Genomic DNA, 21872 nt, shown 5'->3' on the forward strand with positions numbered 1-21872 from the left:
TGAAGGGGTGCGCGCGCGTGGTCGCAGCGGTTCAACGCTGCGGTCGCGCACAGGATGCGCCCACGACGGAGCGGAGTGCTTCAGGCGGCGGGCAAGCGTGCCAGGACGATTTCGCCACCGCCTTCGATGCGTACCGGATGGCCCGGGATCGGGTCGATCCACATCATGTCGTCGTGTGTCATCACGTGCGAGCGGTGATCGGCGATCACCTTCGCTTCGCCGGAAAGCAGCAGTACGAACCAGCGCCAGCCGGCGGGCGCCAGCAGCACCATCGTGCCGTTCAGCGGGCGCGCCATCAGTTCGCCCTGGATACCCTCGCGCAGCTTCAGGTTGAAGGTGCGGGTGGGCGATTCGGGCAGGCAGCATTCCGGGTCGTTGTGGCTGTCGAAGTGCGCCACATCGAACCGGTTCAGGTGCTGGGTGCGGCCATCGGGGAACACGACGTCCACCGGGGCATCCAGCGGCACAAAGTGCCGATGGATGTCGGCATGTGCCGGAAATTCAAGGTCATGCTCGCCAATGCCGATCATCGACATGCGCCACTGCCAGTCGTCGCTGTCCGGACTGCAGGCAATGTCGGTGATCAGCACGCTGCCGTCCGAGCACGGCTTGGCGCTCAGTTTCTCGGTGGCGAGCGGGCGCAGCTGGCTCATGCCCAGGCGCGCCGCTTCTCGATGAACGGCGGGTAGTAGGCGAACACGTGGTTGTGCGCGCCAAAGAAGTCCATGTCCTCAATGTGCTCGCCGCCCAGGCGTTCGGCCACGCGGTCCGAAGCCTCGTTGCCGATCTTCACGAGGCTGATAACGCGCGGCACGTTGAGCTTGCGCCAGGCAAACTCCAGGATCGCGTTGCCCGCTTCCGTGGCGTAGCCGTGGTGACGGAATTCCGGCTTGAGCATCCAGCCCAGTTCCAGGTCGGGCCAGCCTTCCGGGCACATGAGGCCGGCGCGGCCGATGAATTCACCGGTGTCCTTCAGCTCCAGCGCCCACATGCCGTAGCCGCGCAGCTGCCAGTGGCCGATCAGCATGGCCAGTGAACGCCACGCGTTGGTGCGGTCCAGCGGCTCGCCGTCGCCGATCCAGCGGGTGCTGGCCGGGTCGGCCAGCATGGCGGCGTAGTCGTCGAAGTGTCGCTCGGCGAGGGCGGTCAGGCGCAGGCGCGCCGTCTCAATGACGGGTATGTCGATCATGTTCTTCAGCAAGCAAGTCGGGTGCCATCCAGCAGGCCGGCGAGGGCGCGGGTGCTGATGGCCAGGCTATCGAGCCAGGGCAGGCCGACTATCCTGCGCCCGGTCGCGGTGTCCACGAAAGCCTCCTCCTCGCCCGGGGGCAACAGGTGGCGGTAATCGACGGTGATTTCGGTGCCGGCGGGAAGATCCCGCGTGGCAAACACGAAACCCAGGTGCCAGAGGCCCGTCGGTTCGAAGCTGTGGTTGATGTAGCACTCGTCCGGCCAGTCCGGGGACACGGTGTAGCGGTCCTCGAACCAGCGGGCGCTGGCGTACAGCTGCGCGGAAAGCTCCGGTGAGCCGGTGAGCTCGTCGTAACGATACGTGCGATCAATGGCATCCGGGGCGGTGACTATCTGTCCCGCCACCACGTCCTGTTCCAGGAACAACCCCTGACCCGCACCAGCAATTTCCGACGCAGAAATGCGGTAACGCGGAACGATCATGTCAGCCCTAACCGATGGCAAGGCGGCCGAGTGTAGGCGCATCCCGCCGGGGTTGCCATACCCGGCGGGATGGATTTTCTAAACGCAAGTGGCTGATTGGGTGCGGTTATTCACTGGCCGGCTTGGCCAGCTTGGACTTGGCGGGCGTTGCCGGTTTGGCGGCCTTGCCGGCAGCGGCGCCGTCGTCGAGCAGGATGGCGCTGCGGTTGCGTTCCAGCGTGGCCGGGCCGATGCCCTTGACCTGGCCAAGATCGTCCGCGCTCTTGAACGGCCCGTGTTCCTCGCGCCAGGCGACGATGGCTTCGGCCTTGGTCAGCCCGACGCCATCCAGCGACTTGGCCAGGGTGGAGGCGTCGGCCTTGTTGATGTTGACCGGGGTGGAGGCGAACGCTGGCAGGGACATGGCCAGGCCCAGAAGTACGGCGACCAACTTGTTGCGCATGAGTGTTTCTCCTAGATGATGAAGCGACCTTCCATGGGGCCGCCCGGCGACTGTGCCCGGCATGGCGTCGGGTGACTGTCGGCCCACCGGCCACTGCGCGGTGGGGGTTGGGGCAACGCGGGTGTGCGCGATAAGAGGCGCGGCGGCGCCGTCGGACGCGCTGATACAATGACGGTCTTCCCCCACGCTGCAGGAGTCGACCTCATGGATACCGCTCGCCTCAACCGTTTCATCAGCGGACTGTGGGATGAGGAGATCGTGCCGCAGCTGGTGGAGTACATCCGCATCCCGAACAAATCGCCCATGTTCGATCCCAAATGGGTGGAACACGGCTACATGGATGCGGCGGTCAAGCTGATGGAGACCTGGGCGCGCAGCAAGCTGTCGTCGCTGCCTGGTTCCACGCTGGAAGTGGTTCGCCTGGAAGGCCGCACGCCGCTGATCTACATTGAAGTGCCGGGCACGGGCGACGACACCGTCGTGCTGTATGGCCATCTCGACAAGCAGCCGGAGATGACGGGCTGGGCGGAAGGCCTGGGCCCGTGGACGCCGGTGCTCAAGGGCGACAAGCTCTATGGTCGTGGCGGCGCCGATGACGGTTACGCCATCTTCGGTTCGCTGGCGGCCTTGCTGGCGCTGCACGAACAGGGCGTGCAGCACGCGCGTTGCGTGGTGCTGATCGAGGCTTGCGAGGAATCGGGCAGCTACGATCTGCCGTACTACGTGGATCACCTGGCAGACCGCATCGGCAATCCCTCGCTGGTGGTGTGCCTGGATTCCGGCTGCGGCAACTATGACCAGCTGTGGCTCACCACCTCGCTGCGCGGCATGACCGGCGGCGAGCTCACCGTGCAGGTGCTGGAAGAGGGCGTGCATTCCGGCGATGCGTCCGGCGTGGTGCCGTCCAGTTTCCGCATCCTGCGCGAGCTGCTTAGCCGCCTGGAAGATCCGCAGACCGGCACGATCAAGCCGAAGGAACTCTACGTCGACATTCCGGCGCAGCGCATCGAGCAGGCGAAGAAGTCGGCCGAGGTGCTGGGCACGGCGGTGTACGACAAGTTCCCGTTCGTGCAGGGCATGCATCCGGTCACCGAAGACCTCACTGAGCTCGTGCTCAATCGCACCTGGCGCCCGCAGTTGGCGGTGACCGGCGTGGATGGGATGCCGCCGCTGGAAAGCGCTGGCAACGTGCTGCGTCCGAAGACCTCGGTGAAGCTCAGCCTGCGGGTGCCGCCGACGTTGTCGGGCGCCAAGGCCGGCCAGTTCGTCAAGCAGTTGCTGGAGAAGGACCCGCCGTATGGCGCCAAGGTGACCTTCAAGCTGGAAAAGGACGGCAGCGGCTGGAATGCACCGCAGTTGTCGGCATGGCTGGAAGAGGCGGTGGCCAACGCCTCGCAGACCTATTTCGGCGCACCTTCGGCCTACATGGGCGAGGGCGGCAGCATCCCGTTCATGGGCATGCTGGGCGAGAAATTCCCGCAGGCGCAGTTCCTCATCACCGGTGTGCTCGGCCCGCATTCCAACGCGCATGGCCCGAACGAATTCCTGCACATCCCCACCGGCAAGAAGGTGTCGATGGTGGTGGCCGACGTGGTAGCTCGCCATCACGCACAAGGCGCCAAGGGCTAAGGCCTCGCGGACCGTCGCCCGGGTGTATCCCTGAAAGGGGCACGCGCCGGGGCCAGTGTGGGTACCCGTCACAAGGTGTCGGAGTCATCCATGCGCTGGCGTGACGACGTGCGGCGCAGCCCTGGATTGCCAAACTGATGAATCCATCATCCGACGACTACGCTTACCTTGCCGCCAACTGGACGGCTGTGCGCGCGCGCATCGACGAGGCTTGCCGTGCCGCCGGGCGTGATCCTTCCGAGGTGTCGATCCTGCCGGTCAGCAAGACCTTCGGCCCGGAGGCGATGCGTGCCGCCATGGCGCTGGGCCTGACCCGCTTTGGCGAGAACAAGGTGCAGGAGATCCGCAGCAAGGCGGCAGCACTGGCCGGCGAAGACATCGCGTGGGTGGTCATCGGTCATCTGCAGACCAACAAGGCGAAGGATGTGGCACGGCTGGCCAGCGAAGTGCAGTCGCTGGACCGCATCGAACTGGCCGAGGCGTTGCACAAGCGGTTGCAGATCGAAGGCCGTGCGATCGATGTGCTGATCGAAGTGAAGACATCCCCGGAGGACAGCAAGCAAGGCCTGCCGCCCGAAGAGCTCATGGCAATGCTTGATGCCTTGCGTGCCTTCGACACACTGCGAGTGAAGGGACTGATGACGATGGCGGTGCAATCCGAAGACGACGCACGCGTGCGCGCCTGCTTCGGCCAACTACGCCAGCTGCGGGACGAGGCGCAACGGCAAGGTCATGATCTGCCAAGGCTTTCGATGGGCATGAGCGGCGACTTCCCACTGGCCATCGCCGAAGGGGCCACGGAGGTCCGCATCGGGACAGCGATCTTCGGCCGGCGAGTGTGACGGCGTTCTGAAACATACGGAACCGAATTGAATAATTAGTTCACTAATTGATCAATAAGTAACCACTTTCGCACCTATTTTCTTTTAAAAACAATAGATTATCCTTCAAGCATGGGCCGTGCCAAGTTTTGAAACGATAGAGTTCAGTTAACCTCGATCGAACATACGATCTATATCCCTTTGCTAAGTTCACATGGCCATCACGTCACCGGCATCTCACAGGCCGATGACATAACTCCACGAACTGCAAAGGGATTTGTCCCACATGCCAACGAAGCGATTGTTTGCTGCCGCTGCGCTTGCTGGTGCACTGCTCACGTCCCTTCCGCTTTTCGCCGAGCCGCTCAACGGCACGGCCAAGCCCACCGTCGCCTCCGTCACGCCGAACCTGATGGGCCAGCTTGCGGTGTTCGCACCGGCGGCCAGCCTGAGCCAGGCGGCGATGCCGGCCCAGCCAGCCGCCAGCCAGGCCAAGGCTGCGGTGCCGTCGGGTTGGGGCAATGACGAAGACAACGATGACGGCATGCCGGGCGACGGCGTTGCCGACGGTTCGGTCGCTTCGCTGGACAACGATACCTCCGATCTTCGCAGGACCCTGATCGGCCTCGCCATGCAGCTGCGTGACATCCGTTACGTGCGCGGCGGCCGTGATCCTTCCACCGGTTTCGATTGCAGCGGCTTCGTCCGCTACGTGTTCGCCCACGCCGTCGGCCTGGACCTGCCGACCAACTCCGCTTCGCAGTTCCTCGCCGGCCTCAAGGTCAACCGCGGCGACATGAAGCCGGGTGACCTGGTGTTCTTCCGCACCGCCGGCAAGCGTGGCCAGGGCCGCATTTCGCACGTGGGCATCTACATCGCCAACGGCCAGTTCATCCATTCGCCCTCGCGTGGCAAGACCGTGCGCGTGGACAGCCTGGACGAGTCGTATTGGGCCAAGCGTTTCGCCGGCGCCAAGCGTCCGGACGCGCTGGCTCGCAACAGCTGATTGCTGGGTGTCTCCGTCAGTCAAAGGCCGCCTCAGGGCGGCCTTTTTTTATGCGCGGCTTTTGCCCGGTCAGCGACCGACGAGCTGAAGCTCGTCTGATTCCACGAGACGAACCCCTTCGCCGGGCTCGCCGGCCAGACGCCACATGGCACGCGCCACGGTAGCGGCCTCGATGCCACGCCAGCGGCCGGGCAGGAGCCGCGAGAAGGGTGCGGCGAGGGCCTCGCCCAGGCGAGGCTGGTGACGGGCCCCGAGCAGAAGCGAGGGACGCACCAGGGTCAATCGCTGCCAGCCCTGCTTCTGCAGGGCGATTTCCAGCTCACCCTTGGTGCGGTTGTAGAACACCCGCGACGACGGATCGGCACCCAGGGCGCTGATCACTACGTAGTGGCGCGCTCCGAGCGCAAGGGCATGCTTGCCAAGCGTCAGTGGCAGCTCATAGTCCACCGTGCGGAAGGCTTCGCGCGAACCCGCCTGCCGAATGGTGGTGCCCAGGCAGCAGAACGCGGTGTCGAGATGGCCATGCAGCTGGCAGGCCAGGTGACTGACCATGCCGACCGGATTCTCAAGCTTGGAGTGAGGCGGCAGCGCATGGCGCGAGGGAGCCAGCACGTGGCCGACGGCGGGGTCGCCGAGCAGCAGCGCGAGCAAAGCCTGCCCGGTCAGGCCTGTGGCACCGGCTATCAGTACGCGGCGTGGCGAGTCGCTCATGGGGCCATTCTACGGCGTGCTGCATCGCGGTCATGCCGCAGTGCGGCTAGAGGCCCCGCATGCTCTCCGGCCGATGGAAATCGGCACCCGGCTTCCATTGCGGATAGCTGTCCTCCATCGACAGGCGACTGCCGACCATGAACAGGGCACGGACGTCCTCGACGGTGCCCCTCAAATCCCAATGCGGATCGAAACGCTCGGCGGCAGATGGCTGGTCCGGGTCTTCCGGCGAATCGGGCTGGGCAGCGGCCGAGCGGACGTACAGCACCGGTACGCCGGCGCGCGCGAAACTCAGCTGGTCGGAGCGGAAGAACAGGCCCTTCTGCGGCTCGATATCCGGCAGGACGGCGCGGCGCTGCTGCTGCGCCACGGCGGCGACGTAATCGTCCAGCTGCGACTGGCCGAAGCCGATCACGGCCAGCGCGCTGGCGGGGCCGTCGGCGGGCAGCATGTCGAGGTTGATGTCGGCGACCGTGCGCGAGAGCGGCACCAGCGGGTGCGTGACGTAGTAGCGCGCGCCCAGCAGCCCGCTCTCATCGAGCGTGGTGGCGATGAACAGCACGGAGCGGTGAGGCTTGGGGGCGCGATGTGCAAAGGCTTCGGCGATCTCCAGCAGACCGGCGAGGCCGGTGGCGTTGTCGACCGTGCCGTGCGCCTTTTCGCCGGGCGCGGCGACATGATCCCAATGGGCGGAATAGACCACGGTTTCGTCCGCGTGACGGTTGCCGTCGACGCGACCGACGACGTTATGTGATTCACCGTGCGTGATGCTGCTGTCGAAGCTGGCGCTGAGCGTCGCCTGCAGTGGCACGGCGGTGAACCCGCGCTCGGCGGAACGCTTGCGTAGCGCATCGAAATCCGCGCCGGCCTGTGCGAACAGCGCGCGGGCCGCATCCGTCGTCAGCCAGCCGGCCACGGGCAATCGGCGACTGCTGTCCTGCTCCTTGGGAAGGTCCAGTCGCGCAGTGCTCCAGCTGTCCCGCACGGCCTGCCACGGATAACCGGCACCCTCGGCATCGTGCACGATGAAAGCGGCGGCGGCGCCCTGGCGCGCGGCTTCCTCGAACTTGTAGTTCCAGCGGCCGAAGTAGGTGTATTCGCGACCCTTGAAGAGCTTCGGATCCTGCTTGGCCCAACCCGGATCATTGATGAGGATGATGACCGTCTTGCCCTTCAGGTCGGTGCCCGCGTAGTCGTTCCACTGCTCGCCCGGCGCATCGATGCCATAGCCGACAAAGACCAGCTGCGATTGGTCGAGCGTTGCGTGCGGTTGCTCGTCGAGCGTGCCCACGACCATGTCCTTGCCGAACGAAAAATGCGTGGCGCCGTCGCGCACCGCGATGTCCAGTTTCACGTTGTCGCTATCCTGCACCGTCGTCGCCACGTACGGCACGGCTTCCAGCCAGCTGCCATTGTTGCCCGGCTGCAAACCGATGCGCGTGAATTGCTGGATGAGGTAGCGCGTGGTGCGGTCTTCGGATTCGCCGCCCACCGTGCGTCCCAGCAGCGTGTCGGACGACAGCGCCTTCATGTGCTGCGCGACGTCATCGATCACGATGCCGGGAGAGAAATCGGCATCGGACGACAGCGCGCTGGCTTTCCCACTGTTTCCCGAATGATGCTGGCAGGCGCACAGCGCCACGCACAACATCGGCAACCACCATCGGTGACGCATGCCCCTTACCTGAGTGAAGCGGAGGTCATCAATTTAACGCGTGATTCGCGCGAGAAAAACGCGCAGGAGATTACGCGGGTTTCATGGCTTTTTCGCAAGAAATTGCCAGGCGAGTAAGACTTGCAAGCGCCTACCCGGGCGAGCGGCGAAGGGTCAGGAGTTGCGTTGACGAGTCCACCTGCGCAGCCCGCTTGCCGGGGCAGCGGCGTCGTCGATGGATTGGATAGCGGAATGCGCGTCGGCGCTTTCCGAATGCGATAGACGTCCCTGAAAAGCCACACACACCACACCCTTCCGGTGAGAAGAAATGGACGCCGCGACTCCGTTGCCGCCAGTGAAACGTCGGCCAGGGACGACCGGCGTCGCAGCGGATGGCTCACGCCCCGAGGCGGCATCCAGGGCGCTCACGTGGCAGCGGCAGTGCAGTGCAGTTACGCTTGGCGCCATTGCTTCCTCCCCAAAAGTCTCTCCATGCCGTTTAACCTCCCCGCGGTCACCCGCAATCTGCTGATAGCCAACGTGGTGGTTTTCCTGCTGCAACAGGTGATGGGTGACACCTTGATCCTGCATTTCGCCCTGTGGCCCTGGGGGCCCGATCGCGTGGCCGAATTGCCCGACGGGTTGGTTTCGATCGGTTTCCGCCCCTGGCAGCTGGTGACCTACGCGTTCATGCACGGCAGCACATTGCATCTGTTGTCCAACATGCTTGCGCTGTTCATGTTCGGTGGACAGATCGAGCGCGTGTTCGGGCCACGCAATTTCGTCCTGTATTACTTCCTGTGTCTGCTGATGGCGGCGCTCGCCCAACTGGCGGTGGTGCAGTGGTTCACGGGTGGGTTCTATCCCACCCTGGGCGCTTCGGGTGCGATCTTCGGCGTACTGCTTGCCTTCGGCATGCTGTTCCCGCACGAGAAGATGATGTTGATCTTCCTGCCCATCCCGATTTCCGCCTGGTTGTTCGTGACTCTCTACGCCTTGTATGAGCTTGTGCTGGGTGTCACCGGCACGCAGGCCGGCATTGCGCACTTCGCGCACCTGGGCGGCATGCTCGGCGGTTTCCTGCTTATCCAGTACTGGCGGGGCAAGCTGCCCATCAAGCCCAAGCGCCATCTGTGGCGCTGATCGTTCCACGCATTCTTCCGGCTGTTTCATGACCCAGCATCTCCAGCGCCGCCTCACGCCGCGCCACATCACGTTCATGGCGCTCGGCATGGCCATCGGCGCGGGCCTGTTCCTCGGCTCGGCCGATGCGATCAAGCTCGCGGGCCCTTCGGTGCTGTTTGCCTACATGGTCGGCGGCGTGATGATCTTCATCATCATGCGCGCGCTGGGCGAGATGACCGTGCACGACCCGGTCGCCGGGTCGTTCAGCGTGTACGCGCAGCGCTATCTCGGCCGCTTCGCGGGTTATCTCACCGGCTGGAACTACTGGCTGCTGATGGTGGGCGTGGGCATGGCCGAGGCCACCGCGGTGGGCGCGTACATGCAGGCGTGGTTTCCCGACTGGCCGCGCTGGGTCTGGGTGCTGGGCAGCGTGCTGATGATCGGTGGCCTCAACCTGCTCAGCGTGCGGATCTACGGCGAGATGGAGTTCTGGTTCACCCTGGTGAAGGTGGTAACGGTGCTCGCGATGATCGCCGGTGGCCTGGCCATCATCTTCCTGGGCTGGGGCAATGGCGGCCATCCGACCGGGCTCTCGAACCTGTGGTCACACGGCGGCTGGTTTCCCCATGGGTTGATGGGCATGGTGCTGGCGCTGCCGGTGGTGGTGTTCTCGTTCGGCGGCGTGGAAACCGTGGGCGTTGCCGCGGCCGAGGCCGAACAGCCGGAGCGCACCATTCCCCGTGCGGTGAATTCGGTGCTGTGGCGCATCCTGATCTTCTACGTGGGCGCGCTGTTCGTGATCATGTCGATCTATCCGTGGACGGGATTGGGCGAGCACGGCAGTCCCTTCGTCACCACGTTCTCCAAGCTGGGCATTGCGCAGGCAGCGGGCGTGATCAATTTCGTGGTGATCACGGCGGCGCTCTCGGGTTTCAACAGCACCACCTTCAGCGGCAGCCGCATGCTGTACAGCCTGGCGACCAAGGGCCACGCGCCCCGGGTCTTGGGCAAGGTCAACGAGCATGGCGTGCCGTTACGCGCGATCCTGGTGACGCTGGCGGTGCTGTTGCTGGCGGTGCTGTTGAATTACCTGCTGCCTGCCAAGGTGTTCGGCATGATGATGTCGATCCTGTCGTTCAACACGGTGTGGACCTGGACGATGGTGCTGCTGGCGCACTACAGCTTTCGTCGCCGCATGCGGCTGCGCGGCGAGGCGCCTTCGGGTTTTCGACTGCGCTGGTGGCCACTCAGCGGCGTGGTGTGCCTGCTGTTCTTCGCCTTCGTGGTGGTGATGCTCGGGGTCAATCCCGATACACGCGTGGCGCTGTATGTCGGTGCCGCATGGATCGCGCTGCTGGCGTCGGCCTACCGCTGGAGTGCCGTGCGGCATGCGGAGCAGGCCGTCTCCGCCTAGGCGATTTCACTGACTCAAATCATGGAGACCCATGGCTTGCGCGGCCCATGCTGGCGCGGTCCATCCAACGGGGACCTTCCATGGCACTGCCTTTCCAGCGTGAATCCATCCACATCTTCGACGCACGCGGCGTGGCGCGTCGGTTCCGCCATTCCGCGATCTTCGGCGCGCTGGGCGTATTGCAGCCGGGCGAAGCGATGCGCTTCATCAACGACCACGATCCGCTGCCGCTGATCGAGCAGTTGCGCCAGCGCTACGGCGATGCGCTATCCGTGAACTATGTGCAGCGCGACGAGCATGCCGTGGTGATCGACTTTGGCGTGGTTGACTGAGCGAGTGCTGCGCAGCGCATGACGCCAATGCCAGGGCCATGTCGTGGAGTGGCCCTGGTTTCCCGCGACTGGAATGCCGCGGTCGCCATTGCGCCGCGCGGATCAGCGCAGCGCGAGGAAGTCCGGACTCACCACGAAGCGCACGGCATCCAGTCGCAGGCGTGATTCCGGCAACGCCTTGAGCAGGGCGGTGCGCTCGTCGGCCAGCGTGGCGATTTCCGCTTCGCTGATCGCCGGATTCACCGCGCGCAAGGCAATGAGCCGGGACAGTTCCGCGTCGAGCGCCTCGGTGGCCTGCGCGATGGCATCGGCCATGTTGGCCTGTGAGCGTTCGGCGGCGAGCGTCTCCGCCTTCTCCAGCATGGGTGGAACCAGTTTGGCGAGGAACTTGCGGTAGCGCGCCACCTCGATGTTGCGGTCGGCCGCCTTGCGTAGTGCGATGTCGCTGGGACGAAAGTCCGCGCGTTCGGCAAGACGGGTATCCACCGTCACCACGATCGGTTGCGCAGGCAGGAAACGTTCGGCATCGAGCCTGCGATCGGCCACGCATTCCAGCAGGAACACCGCCTGCAGCAAGGCACTGCGCGGCGGCAGTGCGTCGTCGACGAGGAAGGCGGCATTGCCCTGTTCGTTCGACAGCGTCAGGTCGAGCGCACCCTGCACGAGCGGATGGTCAAGGCGCAGCAGCGGCAGCTCTTCGCGCGCCAGCGCGACCTCGCGCGAGAACGTGGCGGCCTGCGGACCTTCGGCGAAGCCGGGCAGGGCATCGGTGGAGAGATACTGCGGATCGAGCAGGATCACCTGGCCGCCGAGTTCCTCGGCATGGATGCCGAAGCGCTCCAGCAAGGCCTGCACGAAGGCGTCGCGGCCCGGGTCGTGGTCTTCGCGCGCGAAGGCCTGCTGCAGTTCGTCCGCATGCAGGTCGCGGCTGGCCGCGAGCTCCAGCAGATGGTCGCGGCCGTCGCGGATAAGCGCTGCCATTTCCTCGTGGGCACCGCGGGTTTCCGCGAGCAGCACGTCCAGCTCCTGGTCGCGGTTGTCGTCGCCGCGTGCGTGCTCGTCGGCCAGGCGTGCCAGCGCCTCGCCGAAGCGGCGCAGCAGTTCTCGGCCATCGGAGGGGCTGGAGCGGAAGGCGTCGATGCCTTCGTCGTACCAGCGCGCGAGCACGTGCTGGGCGCTGTCGGCGACGGCGAGGATGTGGATGCTGATGTCGTGCTTCTGGCCGATGCGGTCCAGGCGGCCGATGCGCTGTTCAAGCAGGTCGGGATCGAGCGGCAGGTCCCACAGCACCAGCCGGTGCGCGAACTGGAAATTGCGGCCTTCCGAACCGATTTCCGAGCACAGCAGCAGTCGCGCGCCATCGGGCTGCGCAAAGTAGGCCGCGTTGCGATCGCGCTGCACGATGCCGAGGCCTTCGTGGAAGCGCGCCAGGCCAACACCGCTTCGGGTACGCAAGGCTTCCTCGAGTGCGAGTACCTTGGCCTGGCTGCGGCAGATGAGCAGGAATTTGTCTTGCGGGTGTGCCTCCAACAGGGACACCAGGGCGTCCAGGCGCGGGTCGGCGGCGTAGTCGATCTCGATGGCCGGCGCCGGCTGCTGGATGTCCGCATGGAATTCGGCAAGCAGGGCCTGGCGCTGGGCATCGCTGAGCACATCCGCGTCGAGTACGTGCCACTGTGGTATGCGCTTGGGAAAACCACCGATGCTGGCGCGCCGATTGCGGAACATCGCGCGGCCGGTGCCATGGCGGTCGATCAGAGCGGCGAGGATTTCGCGGGCGTTCTCAGGCTTGGTGGTGTCGGCCAGGCGTGCCTGCAGCTCGTTGTCTCCCGCGAACGCATCCTTCAGCGCAGCGCGCTGGGTGTCATCGAGCGACTGGCCTTCGAGCAGCCGGTCGGCAATCTTCGACAGGTTGTGGAACGCATCGGATTCGGACAGATAGACGTCCAGATCGTGATAGCGCTGCGGATCGAGCAGGCGCAGGCGCGCGAAATGGCCGCTGCGGCCCAGCTGTTCGGGCGTGGCGGTAAGCAAGGTCACGCCCGGCGTTGCGGCCGCAAGCTGTTCCACCAGCGTGTAGCGAGGGCTCGCCGCCTCGGGCGTCCAGGCGAGATGATGGGCTTCGTCGACCACCAGCAGGTCCCAGCGCGCATCGAGCAACTGGCTTGCTCGCTTGGGGGATTGTTCCAGGAAGCTGAAATCGGCGATGACCAGCTGCTCATCCTCGAACGGGTTGCGCCCGTCGCCGGACTGCTCCAGCGCCTCGCAGCGCTCTTCGTCGTAGATGGCGAAGCTGAGGTTGAAGCGTCGCAGCAGTTCCACGAACCACTGGTAGACCAGCGTGTCGGGCAGCAACAGCAGCACGCGTTCGGCGCGGCCGGTGGCCAACTGGCGAGCGATGATCATGCCCGCCTCGATGGTCTTGCCAAGGCCCACTTCGTCCGCAAGCAGGACGCGTGGCGGGCGGCGCGCCGAGGCAATGCCGGCCACGCGCAGCTGGTGCGGCACCAGTCCGATGCGCGAGGCGCCCAGGCCCCATACCGGTGAGCGGCGCGCATCGGCGCGACGGCGCAGTCCGTCCAGGCGGAGTTCAAAGTGCGCGGCAGGATCGGTGCGGCCGCCGATGAGGCGGTCATCCGCCTGGCTCACGCTCTGTTCGTCGTCGAGCTGGCCTTCTTCCAGCTCGCGGCCTTCACCGCGATAGACCAGCAGGTCTTCGCGCACTTCGACGCGCTCGACCAGGAAGGCAATGCCCTTGCCGGCGACACGCTGCCCGGGACGGAACTCCGCGCGCACCAGCGGCGCCGAATCGATGGCGTAGGGGCGCAGCACGCCTGCCTTCGCGAAGAGCACCTGTACGCCGCGTCCCTCGACGCGAAGCACGGTGCCAAGGCCAAGCTCGGGCTCGGCGGTGGAGATCCATCGTTGACCGGGAACAAACATCAGCGGTACCGCAAGTTGCAGGGACCGCCGATTATCCGCCCAGTGCCTGTCGATGCCTAGAGAAAACGGCCATATCGAGGGCCGTCATGCACGATGGATGCCCAACCGGTCCACCTGAATGGAAAGGCCTGAATGCGGGCCTCTAGGTTTGGGCCCATTGCCGCAACAGGTTGTGGTACACGCCCGTCAGCTGCAGCAGTGCCTGCGCATCGGCGCCGCTGCGCGTCAACGTCTGGATGGAAGCATCCAGTTCCAGCAGCAGGCGGCGTTGCTGCTCATCGCGCACCAGGCTCTGCACCCAGAAGAAGGCGGCGATGCGGGCGCCACGCGTCACCGGCGCAACGCGATGAAGGCTGCTGGACGGGTAGACGATGATGTCGCCGGCCGGCAACTTCACTTCGTGCTCGCCATACGTGTCGTTGACGATCAGTTCGCCGCCGTCGTACTCCTCGGGGTCGGCGAGGAACAGCGTGCAAGAGACATCGCTGCGCAGCTGTTCACCATCCGGCAGCGCCATCACGGCGCCATCGACGTGAAAGCCGTACTGGCCGCCACCTTCGTATCGGTTGAAGCGCGGCATCAGCGTGCGTTGCGGCAGTGCGGCCGCGTGAAACAACGGATTGCGAGCCAACGCGGCGAGCACCGCGCGGCCAAGTTCTTCCCTCAAGGGGGAGGCATCGGGTAGCTGCAGGTTTCGCTTTACCTTCGCACCCTGCGAGCCCACCGTTTCGCGTCCGTCTGTCCAGTCCGCGCCGTCGAGGGCCCTGCGGAACCGCGCGACTTCGTCACGGCTGAGGATGTCGGGAATATGCAGCAGCATGAGGTTTTCCCTGAAAGCGGACCTGGCCTGCGCGGCCAGGTCCTGCCAGCCAGGCTGGCGATCAGAAACGGATGTTGGCAGTCAGCATGGCCGAGCGCGGCGACCCCGGCGTGTAACGGTAGCCGCTCTTGTTGATGGCTGCCACGTAGTCCTTGTCGAACAGGTTGTACAGGTTCAACTGCAGGTCCACGTGCTTGTTGAGCGGATACGACGCCATGGCATCGAACACCCAATAGGCCTCGGTATAGGCGGGCGTACCGATGGCGCCATCGACGCCGCGCTTCATCTCGCCCGCATAGCGCGCGCCGCCGCCAATGGTGAGGTCGAACGGGAAGTGATAGGTCGTCCAGCTGGTGAAGGCGGACTTGGGCGTGTAGGCCAGGTCGGAGGAGCCATCGTTGGCCACGGCCGTGCCGCTCACCACGCTGGTGTCCATGGTGGTGAAGCCGGCGGTGACGGCCCAGTTCTCGGTCAGCTTGCCCACGGCGCTCAGTTCAACACCCTGCACGCGTTTCTTGCCGATCTGGTAGTACAGCAGGCTCACCGGGTCCTGCACGAGGTCGTTGGTGACCGTGGTGCGATAGAGCGCACCCGTCAGCAACAGTCGGCTGTCCAGCAGTTCCCACTTGGTGCCGACTTCCTCGGTGCGGGCCTTCTGCGGATCGAGGTTGGGGTTGTCCGCGCTGTTGGTCGCACTGCTAAGCGTCAGCGTGGTGCCGCCCGGCGGCTCGGCGGACACTGCGAAGTTCGCGTAGATGCTGCCGTTGGGCGCCGGCTTGTAAAGCACGCCGAGCTTCCAGTTGAGGAGGTTATCGCTCTTCTCCGCATTGACGCCAGGCACCGGGGTGCCCGTGGGCCTCGTGCCGCAGACCGGCGCGCCGCGCGCGCCGCACTGCACCCAACTGCTGTAGTCGGTATCGTAGTAATCCAGGCGCACGCCGGCATTCACCTGCCAGTGTTCGCCGAACTTCAGCGTGTCGAAGACGTAGCCGGATGCGGTATTGGTCTTGGCGTTGCTGTAGGCCCCCGTCGGGCCGTAGATGAGTCCGCTGACATCCCAATGGGGGTCGTACAGGTTGGCCGCAGGCCACGTCGTGCCGTTGAGCGCGCCGAGACCTTCGGTGGTGGCCTTTTCCTGCGTCAGTTCGATGCCGGTGTTGAGGTTGTGCGTGATCGCCCCGGTATCGAAATTGGCGTTGAGGCTGGTCTGGTTGGTGATGATGCGGTTGGCCTGGTGCTTGAAGGTGGGGTTGCTGCGCGCAATCGTCCAGGTCGACGGATCATTGATATTCGGCGTAAGCAGGTTGGCCGCGCTGCCCATGAACGAGGTCAGCAGGTAATCCTGCGTGGTGCGGCCCCAGCGCGTGGTGCTGTGCAGGGCCAGGTTGTCGTTGAATTCGTGCTCCACGCGTGCCGTCGCCATGTCGGCGGTGACATGGTCGTGGTCTGCAGTGGTGCCGTAGAAATTGGACGAATCGACCATGTCGGCATTGGTCAGCTGCGGGCGCTTCGGGTCCGGGCTGCTGTAGCCGGGCAGGCCGATGGTAGGCACGCCGCCGTCGGGCACGTTGTTCTGCTTCACGTGCAGGAAGTCCAGGTACACGCGCGTGGGCGTGCCCAGGCCGAAGGCGAGCGTGGGCGCGATGCCCCAGCGGTTGTTTTCCACCTTGTCGCGGCCCGGCACGCCGCTGTCCTGGCCCACCACATTGAGTCGGAAGGCCGCCGTGCTGCTGATGGACTGGTTCCAGTCGGCCGAGGCGCGTCGATGGTCGCCGCTGCCATAAGACAACGAGGCGGTCACGCCATCGTTCAATTCCGGCTGTTTGCTCACCATGTTGATGGAGCCGGTCGGCGCGGTGCGGCCGTTGTCGGTGCCCGCCGGGCCCTTGGTCACCTCGATCTGCTCGATGTTGAACACATCGCGCGAGATCGAACCGAGGTCGCGCACGCCATCGACAAAGATGCTGCTCGACGTGTCGAAGCCGCGCATGTAGATGCCGTCGCCCGTCGTCGTGGTGCCGTTCTCACCCACGTAGAAAGTGCCTACGCCCGGGCTGTTGCGCAACGCCTCGGTCAGCGTGGTGGCGCCCTGTTCCTGGATCAGCTGGCTGCTGATCACATTGATGGTCTGCGTGGTGTCCAGCAGGGGCTGGGTGAATTTGGGCGAGGAGACCTTGTCGATCTTGTATTCGCTCGCGGCCGTCGCGTCGACGCGCACGCCTGGCAGATTCTTGGTATCGGTCGTCGATGGCGTGGTGGTGTCGACGACATTGTCCGCGGCCAGTGCCGGCGTGGCGATCGCCAGTCCCGTCATCAGCGTTGCGGTGGCAGCACTCAGGGCGGTACGGGTAACAGGGTGCTTGCGACTCTTGATGTAGGCCATGGAAAAGCTCATCGATGGGGTGGGGAGATGGGTCAGCAGCCGGGGCGTGACGAACGATGAGCTGGCGATGGCGGGCTCCGATCCTTCGGTTTTTCTGCGGCGGTCGTGATCGGGTGGGGGCGACGAAGGCCTTCCCGTGGACCGATCCCCTGGCGAGCCGTGCAAAAGATTTAGGGAATGTTATTTTTAATGAGAATGATTTGCAATACCCATTCTGTCGCTGGCCGGGCATGACAGAAGGCGATTTGAGTGGCGACGGTCCGAGTGGGTAGCCTCAAGGGCCTGACGTCGTGGAGGACAGGACATGCGCATACTCGTCATCGGTGCCGGCGCGACCGGCGGTTACTTTGGTGGTCGGCTGCTGGAAAGCGGCCAGGACGTGACCTTCCTGGTGCGTGCCGCTCGCGCCGCGCAACTGGCTGCGCAGGGGTTGGTCATCCGCAGCAGTCATGGCAACACCACGCTGCCTTCGCCCGCCACGGTGCAGGCCGGCGCTTTGCATGACACCTTCGATCTCGTGCTGCTCAGCTGCAAGGCGTATCACTTGCCGCAGGTCATCGAAGACATGGCGCCGGCGGTGGGCCCGCACACGATGATCGTGCCGCTGCTCAACGGCATGCGGCACCTGGATGTGCTGGATGAGCGCTTCGGGAAGGAGCGCGTGCTTGGCGGCCAATGCGTGATCGCCGCCACGCTGGACAAGCAGGGCGTCGTGCATCACCTCAACCAATCGCACTCGCTCACGTTCGGCGAACGCAGTGGCGAGCGTTCGGAACGCGCAGAAAGCGTGCTTGCGTCGATGTCGCAGGCCCGCTTCGAGGCGCGGCTCAGCACCACGATCCTGCAGGACATGTGGGACAAATGGGTGTTTCTCGCTTCGCTGGCGGGCATCACCTGCCTGATGCGTGCGCCGGTGGGCGACATCATGGCGGCGACAGGCGGCGAGGCGGCCACCCTGCAGTTGCTGGAAGACTGCCGGCGTGTGGCGGCGCTCAACCAGCATGCACCTGCCGACACCGTGCTTGCGCGTGCGTGCAGCGTGCTTACCGAAAAGGATTCGAAGCTCAGCGCGTCGATGATGCGCGACCTTGAGCAGGGCGGGCAGATCGAAGCCGATCACGTGATCGGCGACATGCTGGCGCGTGCGGGCGCGGATGCGGAATCGCTCACCATGCTGCGCACGGCCTATGCGCATCTCAAGGCGTACGAAGCGAGGCGAGACGGCGGCCGCTGAGCCGTTCAATGTGCCGTGGGCACGATGGCCGGATCTTCGGTCGGGCAGGACGGCGGGCCTTTCGGTGGCGTGCTGTGTGCCATGAGGTTGCGGCGCAACCCCTGTTCGGGCGTCACCCATAGCTTGCCCTGTTCCGCGCAGTCAGTCGCGTAGTTGAACAGGGCGCGCATGTTGGCTGGGTCGAAGTCGATGAAGCTCGTTTCCGGATAGTCGACCGGAATCGATGTCATCAGGAAATGGATGCCAAGCTGCCGGGTGATCCCGATGGTTTCGGCGATGGCCTCGCGTGTCTTGTAGGTGAGGCCGGCACCGAAACTGCTGATCAGCACCGGCAACGTCTTCACCGGCGTCGTTTTCGGAAAGCGATGGACCTGACTGTTGACGATCATGTACAGGTTCGCGCCGTGCAATGCCGATAGTGTTTCCGGATGCAGTTCGGCAATCAGTGGTGTGGTGAACACGGGTGCCGTTACGCTGCCATCGACGTGCAGTTCGTCGTAATGGTGTTCGCCATCCTGCACGTGAATAAGCATGGGCGGGAACATGCCGGGCACGCTGGCCGAGGCGACCAGCACATCGCGGAAGGTGGCGCGGGCGGTTTCACCGCCTCGCGAGGCAATCGCACCCATGTCCCATAGCACGGTTTCGCTCTTGTCGAGGTCGGTGGTGGCGACGACCAGTCGCCGTCCCTTGGCATTCTCGCGAGCCACGGCCTCGATCATGGTCGGCGTCACGAAGTGATCGACCAACTGGTACAGCGTGCCGTGATGGTGACCCATCGGCGACACCAGGCGGGCCAGCAAGGTGCTACGTGGTGAACCGATCAGATGCGCGGTGGTGTCGCCGCCGAAAGCTTGCTGCATAGCCTCGTCCCAGTCGGAGCCCAGGTAGGCAAACGGCGCGAGCAGGGCACCTACGCTGACGCCGGTCACCAGTTCGTATTGCGGCCGTGTGTGGGCGCGGCTCAGGCCGGTGATTGCGCCCACGCCGAAGGCGCCACCGGCGCCGCCGCCGGAGAGCGCAAGGATGTCGATACTGCCGTCGGATGCAGAATCGCGGATGCCCTGGAAGAATTCGGGCGAGCGTTTGGCGAACTGCTCGACGTCGGAGGCCAGCAGGCGCACGCGCTCCGTATAGCCTTCCGGCACCGAGCCCGAGATCAGGCGGGGCGGTGCAGGGCGGCGGGTGGATGAGCTGCAGGCAGCGAGCAGCGTCACGCCCAACGCAAGCAACAGTGGCGCGGCTCGATGCATGGACTTCCCCGGCATGGATGCAGGCGCGATTGGGCCATGCGGTGCGTGCATCCTTTGTGTGGACCGCCGGCTTGTTGTGGGAGAGCACCCTGTGGTCGACGACGGAGCATCGGCGTCATCGCTCCGCAGACTTTTCGCGCACAGCGTGCGCTCCCACAAGGGAGAGGGAGTCTTGCAACGAAAAAGGCGCCGCGTTTTCACGCGGCGCCTTCGGGTCGGTCACGCAGACCGGCCGGGAGTTACCAGATCTTCACCTGCTTGTCGCCCGAACGCACCATCGGATCGGTCGGCTTGCACTGGAACGCGCTGGCGAAGCTGTCCATGTTGGACGGCGCACCGATGGCACGCAGCGAGGCCGGCGCGTGTTCATTGGTGTTGATCTGCAGCACCAGCTGCTTGTCGCGGATGTTGCCACGCCACACGCGGGCCCAGTTGAGGAAGAAGCGCTGGTCCTGGGTATAGCCGTCGATCTTCTCGCCGGCTTCCTGCGGGTTCTTCTTCAGCGCCATCTGCAGCGCGTCGTAAGCCGAGTTGAGGCCGCCGAGGTCGCCGATGTTCTCGCCCAGCGTCAGCTTGCCGTTGACGTGGATGTCCGGCTGGCCCGGAACCGGCGTGTAGCCGTTGAACTGCTCCACCAGCTTGTCGGTGCGCGCATCGAACTTCTCGCGATCGGCCTTGGTCCACCAGTTGGCGTTGTTGCCTTCGCCATCGAACTGGCTGCCCTGGTCGTCGAAACCGTGACTGGCTTCGTGGCCGATTACCGCGCCGATGCCACCGTAGTTGATCGCGTCGTCGCCGTTGGCATAGAAGAACGGCGGCTGCAGGATGGCGGCCGGGAAGTTGATGGTGTTGTCGGTCGGGTTGTAATAGGCATTGACCGTCTGCGGGGTCATGCCCCACTCGAGGCGATCGGTCGGCTTGCCCACCTTGGACAGGTCGTACTGGTAGTTGAACTTGGCGGCGGCCATCACGTTGCCGTAGTAGTCGCCCTGCTTCACATCCAGACCCGACCAGTCACGCCACTTGTCCGGGTAGCCGATCTTGGGCAGGAAGGTGTTCCACTTGGCGATGGCCTTCTGCTTGGTCTCGTCGCTCATCCAGTCGAGGTTTTCGATGCGTGCCTTGAGGGCGTTGCGCACGTTGTCGACCAGTTCCTTCGCGCGCACCTTGGCTTCGGGCGTGAACACCTTGGCCACATACAGCTGGCCCAGGGCTTCGCCCATCGAGCTGTTGACGCCGCCCAGCACGCGCTTCCAGCGGGGCTTCTGTTCCGGCTGGCCGGCGAGGGTCTTGCCGTAGAACTCGAACTTGTTGTCCTGGAAGCCCTTGCTGAGGAACGGCGAGGCATCGTCGATGACATGGAAGCGTAGGTAGGCCTGCCACTGGTCCACCGGTGCGCCGGCCAGCAGCTTGTCGAACTCGGCCATGAACTTCGGCTGCGACAGCGAGAAGCCCTTGTCGATCGTCACGCCCTGCGCCTTGAAGAAATCGTCCCAGCTGAAGTGCGGGGTGATCTTGTCCGCTTCCTTCACGCTCACGAAATGGTATTCGTTGGCTGGATCACGCATTTCCACCGGCGCCAGCGAGGCCTTGGCCAGTTCGGTTTCGAAGGCCAGCACCTGGTCGGCCTGCTTCTTCGCATCGGCATCGGCGACGCCGGTCAACGTCAGCGCCTTGGCGATATAGGCGACGTAGGCGTCGCGAACATCCTTGTACTTGTCGCTGAGGTAGTAGTCCTTGGTCGGCAAGCCCAGGCCGGCTTCCTGGGTGAACGCGATCTGCACCTTGGCGTTCTTGAAGTCGGCGCCCGAGCCGAACTGGAACACCTGCATGTCACCCTCGGCGAAGCTCTGGGTGAGGTAGTTGGCGACGTCCTTGCTGTTCTTCAGCGCGGCGATGGCGTCGAGCTTGGGCTTGATCGGATCGAAGCCGGCCTTCTCGATGGCGGCTTCGTCCATGCCCGAGGCGTACAGGTAGCCGATCTTCTGCTCGATCGAACCGGCCTTGGCGTTGGCGGCATCCTTGGCGGCGCCGTCCACGATGTCGTGCTGGGTGTTGAGGCTGTCCTCGGCCAGCTTGTCGAACGCGCCCCAACGGGTGCGGTCGTTCGGGATCGGGTTGGCGGCGACCCACTTTGCGTTGACGAAACCGTTGAAGTCCTGGCAAGCCTGGCCGTTGTCGCCCAGCTCGGTCACGTCGAACACCTTCGGCGCGGGAGCTGCGGCCGGGGCGGTCGTGGCGGGGGCAGGAGCCTGGGCGGTCTGCTCGGCCTCCTCGTGCTTGCCACAGGCGGTGAGCGACAGGGCCACGCTGACGGCGAACGCCAGGGGCTTCAGATACGGTTTGGTCATGGGATTCCCTCTCGTGATTCGCCCAATGGGCGCTAAGTAGTGCCGGCGGCCGCGTGTTGCGCAGCGACCGAATTGGCAAT

18 protein-coding genes are annotated in these 21872 nt (G+C 64.8%); 7 read left to right on the plus strand and 11 right to left on the minus strand.

Annotated elements, in window-relative coordinates; all coding sequences use genetic code 11:
* Positions 1-80: 80 nt before the first annotated feature.
* The 4 genes from VFG49_RS06595 to VFG49_RS06610 all read right to left on the minus strand — a co-directional run bounded on the left by VFG49_RS06595 (position 81) and on the right by VFG49_RS06610 (position 2116).
* Positions 81-653, minus strand: coding sequence for a HutD family protein (locus VFG49_RS06595; protein ID WP_324858720.1), 573 nt, complete (start codon positions 651-653; stop codon positions 81-83).
* Positions 650-1189, minus strand: a complete 540-nt coding sequence (locus VFG49_RS06600; RefSeq protein ID WP_324858721.1) for a GNAT family N-acetyltransferase — start codon at positions 1187-1189, stop codon at positions 650-652. Before VFG49_RS06600 ends, VFG49_RS06595 begins: the two co-directional genes overlap by 4 nt.
* Positions 1190-1194: 5 nt before the next feature.
* Positions 1195-1674, minus strand: a complete 480-nt coding sequence (locus VFG49_RS06605) for an SET domain-containing protein (protein WP_324858722.1) — start codon at positions 1672-1674, stop codon at positions 1195-1197.
* Positions 1675-1780: 106 nt separating this feature from the next.
* On the minus strand, positions 1781-2116 hold the full coding sequence (locus tag VFG49_RS06610) for a ComEA family DNA-binding protein (protein WP_324858723.1): 336 nt from the start codon (positions 2114-2116) through the stop codon (positions 1781-1783).
* Between the two features lie 204 nt (positions 2117-2320).
* On the opposite strand from VFG49_RS06610, the gene VFG49_RS06615 reads away from it, so the two are divergent.
* The 3 genes from VFG49_RS06615 to VFG49_RS06625 all read left to right on the plus strand — a co-directional run bounded on the left by VFG49_RS06615 (position 2321) and on the right by VFG49_RS06625 (position 5572).
* Positions 2321-3745, plus strand: a complete 1425-nt coding sequence (locus VFG49_RS06615; protein ID WP_324858724.1) for a M20 family metallopeptidase — start codon at positions 2321-2323, stop codon at positions 3743-3745.
* A 137-nt stretch (positions 3746-3882) separates the two neighbouring features.
* Positions 3883-4587 (plus strand): YggS family pyridoxal phosphate-dependent enzyme, encoded by a 705-nt coding sequence (locus tag VFG49_RS06620; RefSeq protein WP_324858725.1) that lies wholly within the window; start codon positions 3883-3885, stop codon positions 4585-4587.
* Between the two features lie 265 nt (positions 4588-4852).
* Positions 4853-5572, plus strand: a complete 720-nt coding sequence (locus tag VFG49_RS06625) for a C40 family peptidase (RefSeq protein ID WP_324858726.1) — start codon at positions 4853-4855, stop codon at positions 5570-5572.
* A 69-nt stretch (positions 5573-5641) separates the two neighbouring features.
* Here the strand turns inward: VFG49_RS06625 and VFG49_RS06630 are convergent, their stop codons facing one another.
* Positions 5642-6283 (minus strand): oxidoreductase, encoded by a 642-nt coding sequence (locus VFG49_RS06630; RefSeq protein ID WP_324858727.1) that lies wholly within the window; start codon positions 6281-6283, stop codon positions 5642-5644.
* Between the two features lie 46 nt (positions 6284-6329).
* A complete protein-coding gene (locus VFG49_RS06635) occupies positions 6330-7958 on the minus strand; it encodes a M28 family peptidase (RefSeq protein WP_324858728.1) in 1629 nt (542 codons plus the stop codon).
* Between the two features lie 471 nt (positions 7959-8429).
* Between VFG49_RS06635 and VFG49_RS06640 the strand changes: the two genes are divergently transcribed.
* From VFG49_RS06640 to VFG49_RS06650, 3 genes are all read left to right on the plus strand, one after another.
* Positions 8430-9080 carry a rhomboid family intramembrane serine protease gene (locus VFG49_RS06640; RefSeq protein ID WP_324858729.1) on the plus strand — a complete coding sequence of 217 codons (651 nt, stop codon included), beginning with the start codon at positions 8430-8432 and terminating at the stop codon, positions 9078-9080.
* Positions 9081-9108: 28 nt separating this feature from the next.
* Positions 9109-10476 (plus strand): amino acid permease, encoded by a 1368-nt coding sequence (locus tag VFG49_RS06645; RefSeq protein WP_324858730.1) that lies wholly within the window; start codon positions 9109-9111, stop codon positions 10474-10476.
* An 80-nt stretch (positions 10477-10556) separates the two neighbouring features.
* A complete protein-coding gene (locus VFG49_RS06650; RefSeq protein ID WP_324858731.1) occupies positions 10557-10808 on the plus strand; it encodes a DUF2249 domain-containing protein in 252 nt (83 codons plus the stop codon).
* 102 nt (positions 10809-10910) lie between these two features.
* Here the strand turns inward: VFG49_RS06650 and rapA are convergent, their stop codons facing one another.
* The 3 genes from rapA to VFG49_RS06665 form a co-directional block, all read right to left on the minus strand.
* A complete protein-coding gene (rapA, locus tag VFG49_RS06655) occupies positions 10911-13751 on the minus strand; it encodes an RNA polymerase-associated protein RapA (protein WP_324858732.1) in 2841 nt (946 codons plus the stop codon).
* A 142-nt stretch (positions 13752-13893) separates the two neighbouring features.
* Positions 13894-14571 (minus strand): Fe2+-dependent dioxygenase, encoded by a 678-nt coding sequence (locus VFG49_RS06660; protein ID WP_324858733.1) that lies wholly within the window; start codon positions 14569-14571, stop codon positions 13894-13896.
* A gap of 61 nt (positions 14572-14632) precedes the next feature.
* Positions 14633-16954 carry a catecholate siderophore receptor Fiu gene (locus VFG49_RS06665; RefSeq protein ID WP_324858734.1) on the minus strand — a complete coding sequence of 774 codons (2322 nt, stop codon included), beginning with the start codon at positions 16952-16954 and terminating at the stop codon, positions 14633-14635.
* A 304-nt stretch (positions 16955-17258) separates the two neighbouring features.
* On the opposite strand from VFG49_RS06665, the gene panE reads away from it, so the two are divergent.
* A complete protein-coding gene (panE, locus tag VFG49_RS06670) occupies positions 17259-18188 on the plus strand; it encodes a 2-dehydropantoate 2-reductase (RefSeq protein ID WP_324858735.1) in 930 nt (309 codons plus the stop codon).
* Between the two features lie 5 nt (positions 18189-18193).
* Here the strand turns inward: panE and VFG49_RS06675 are convergent, their stop codons facing one another.
* Both VFG49_RS06675 and VFG49_RS06680 read right to left on the minus strand, forming a co-directional pair.
* Positions 18194-19441 (minus strand): patatin-like phospholipase family protein, encoded by a 1248-nt coding sequence (locus VFG49_RS06675; protein ID WP_324858736.1) that lies wholly within the window; start codon positions 19439-19441, stop codon positions 18194-18196.
* Between the two features lie 239 nt (positions 19442-19680).
* Positions 19681-21792 carry a M13 family metallopeptidase gene (locus VFG49_RS06680; protein WP_324858737.1) on the minus strand — a complete coding sequence of 704 codons (2112 nt, stop codon included), beginning with the start codon at positions 21790-21792 and terminating at the stop codon, positions 19681-19683.
* Between the last annotated feature and the right edge of the window lie 80 nt (positions 21793-21872).

Origin of the sequence: Dyella sp. (assembly GCF_035685885.1) — a bacterium.
Classification (GTDB): domain Bacteria; phylum Pseudomonadota; class Gammaproteobacteria; order Xanthomonadales; family Rhodanobacteraceae; genus Dyella.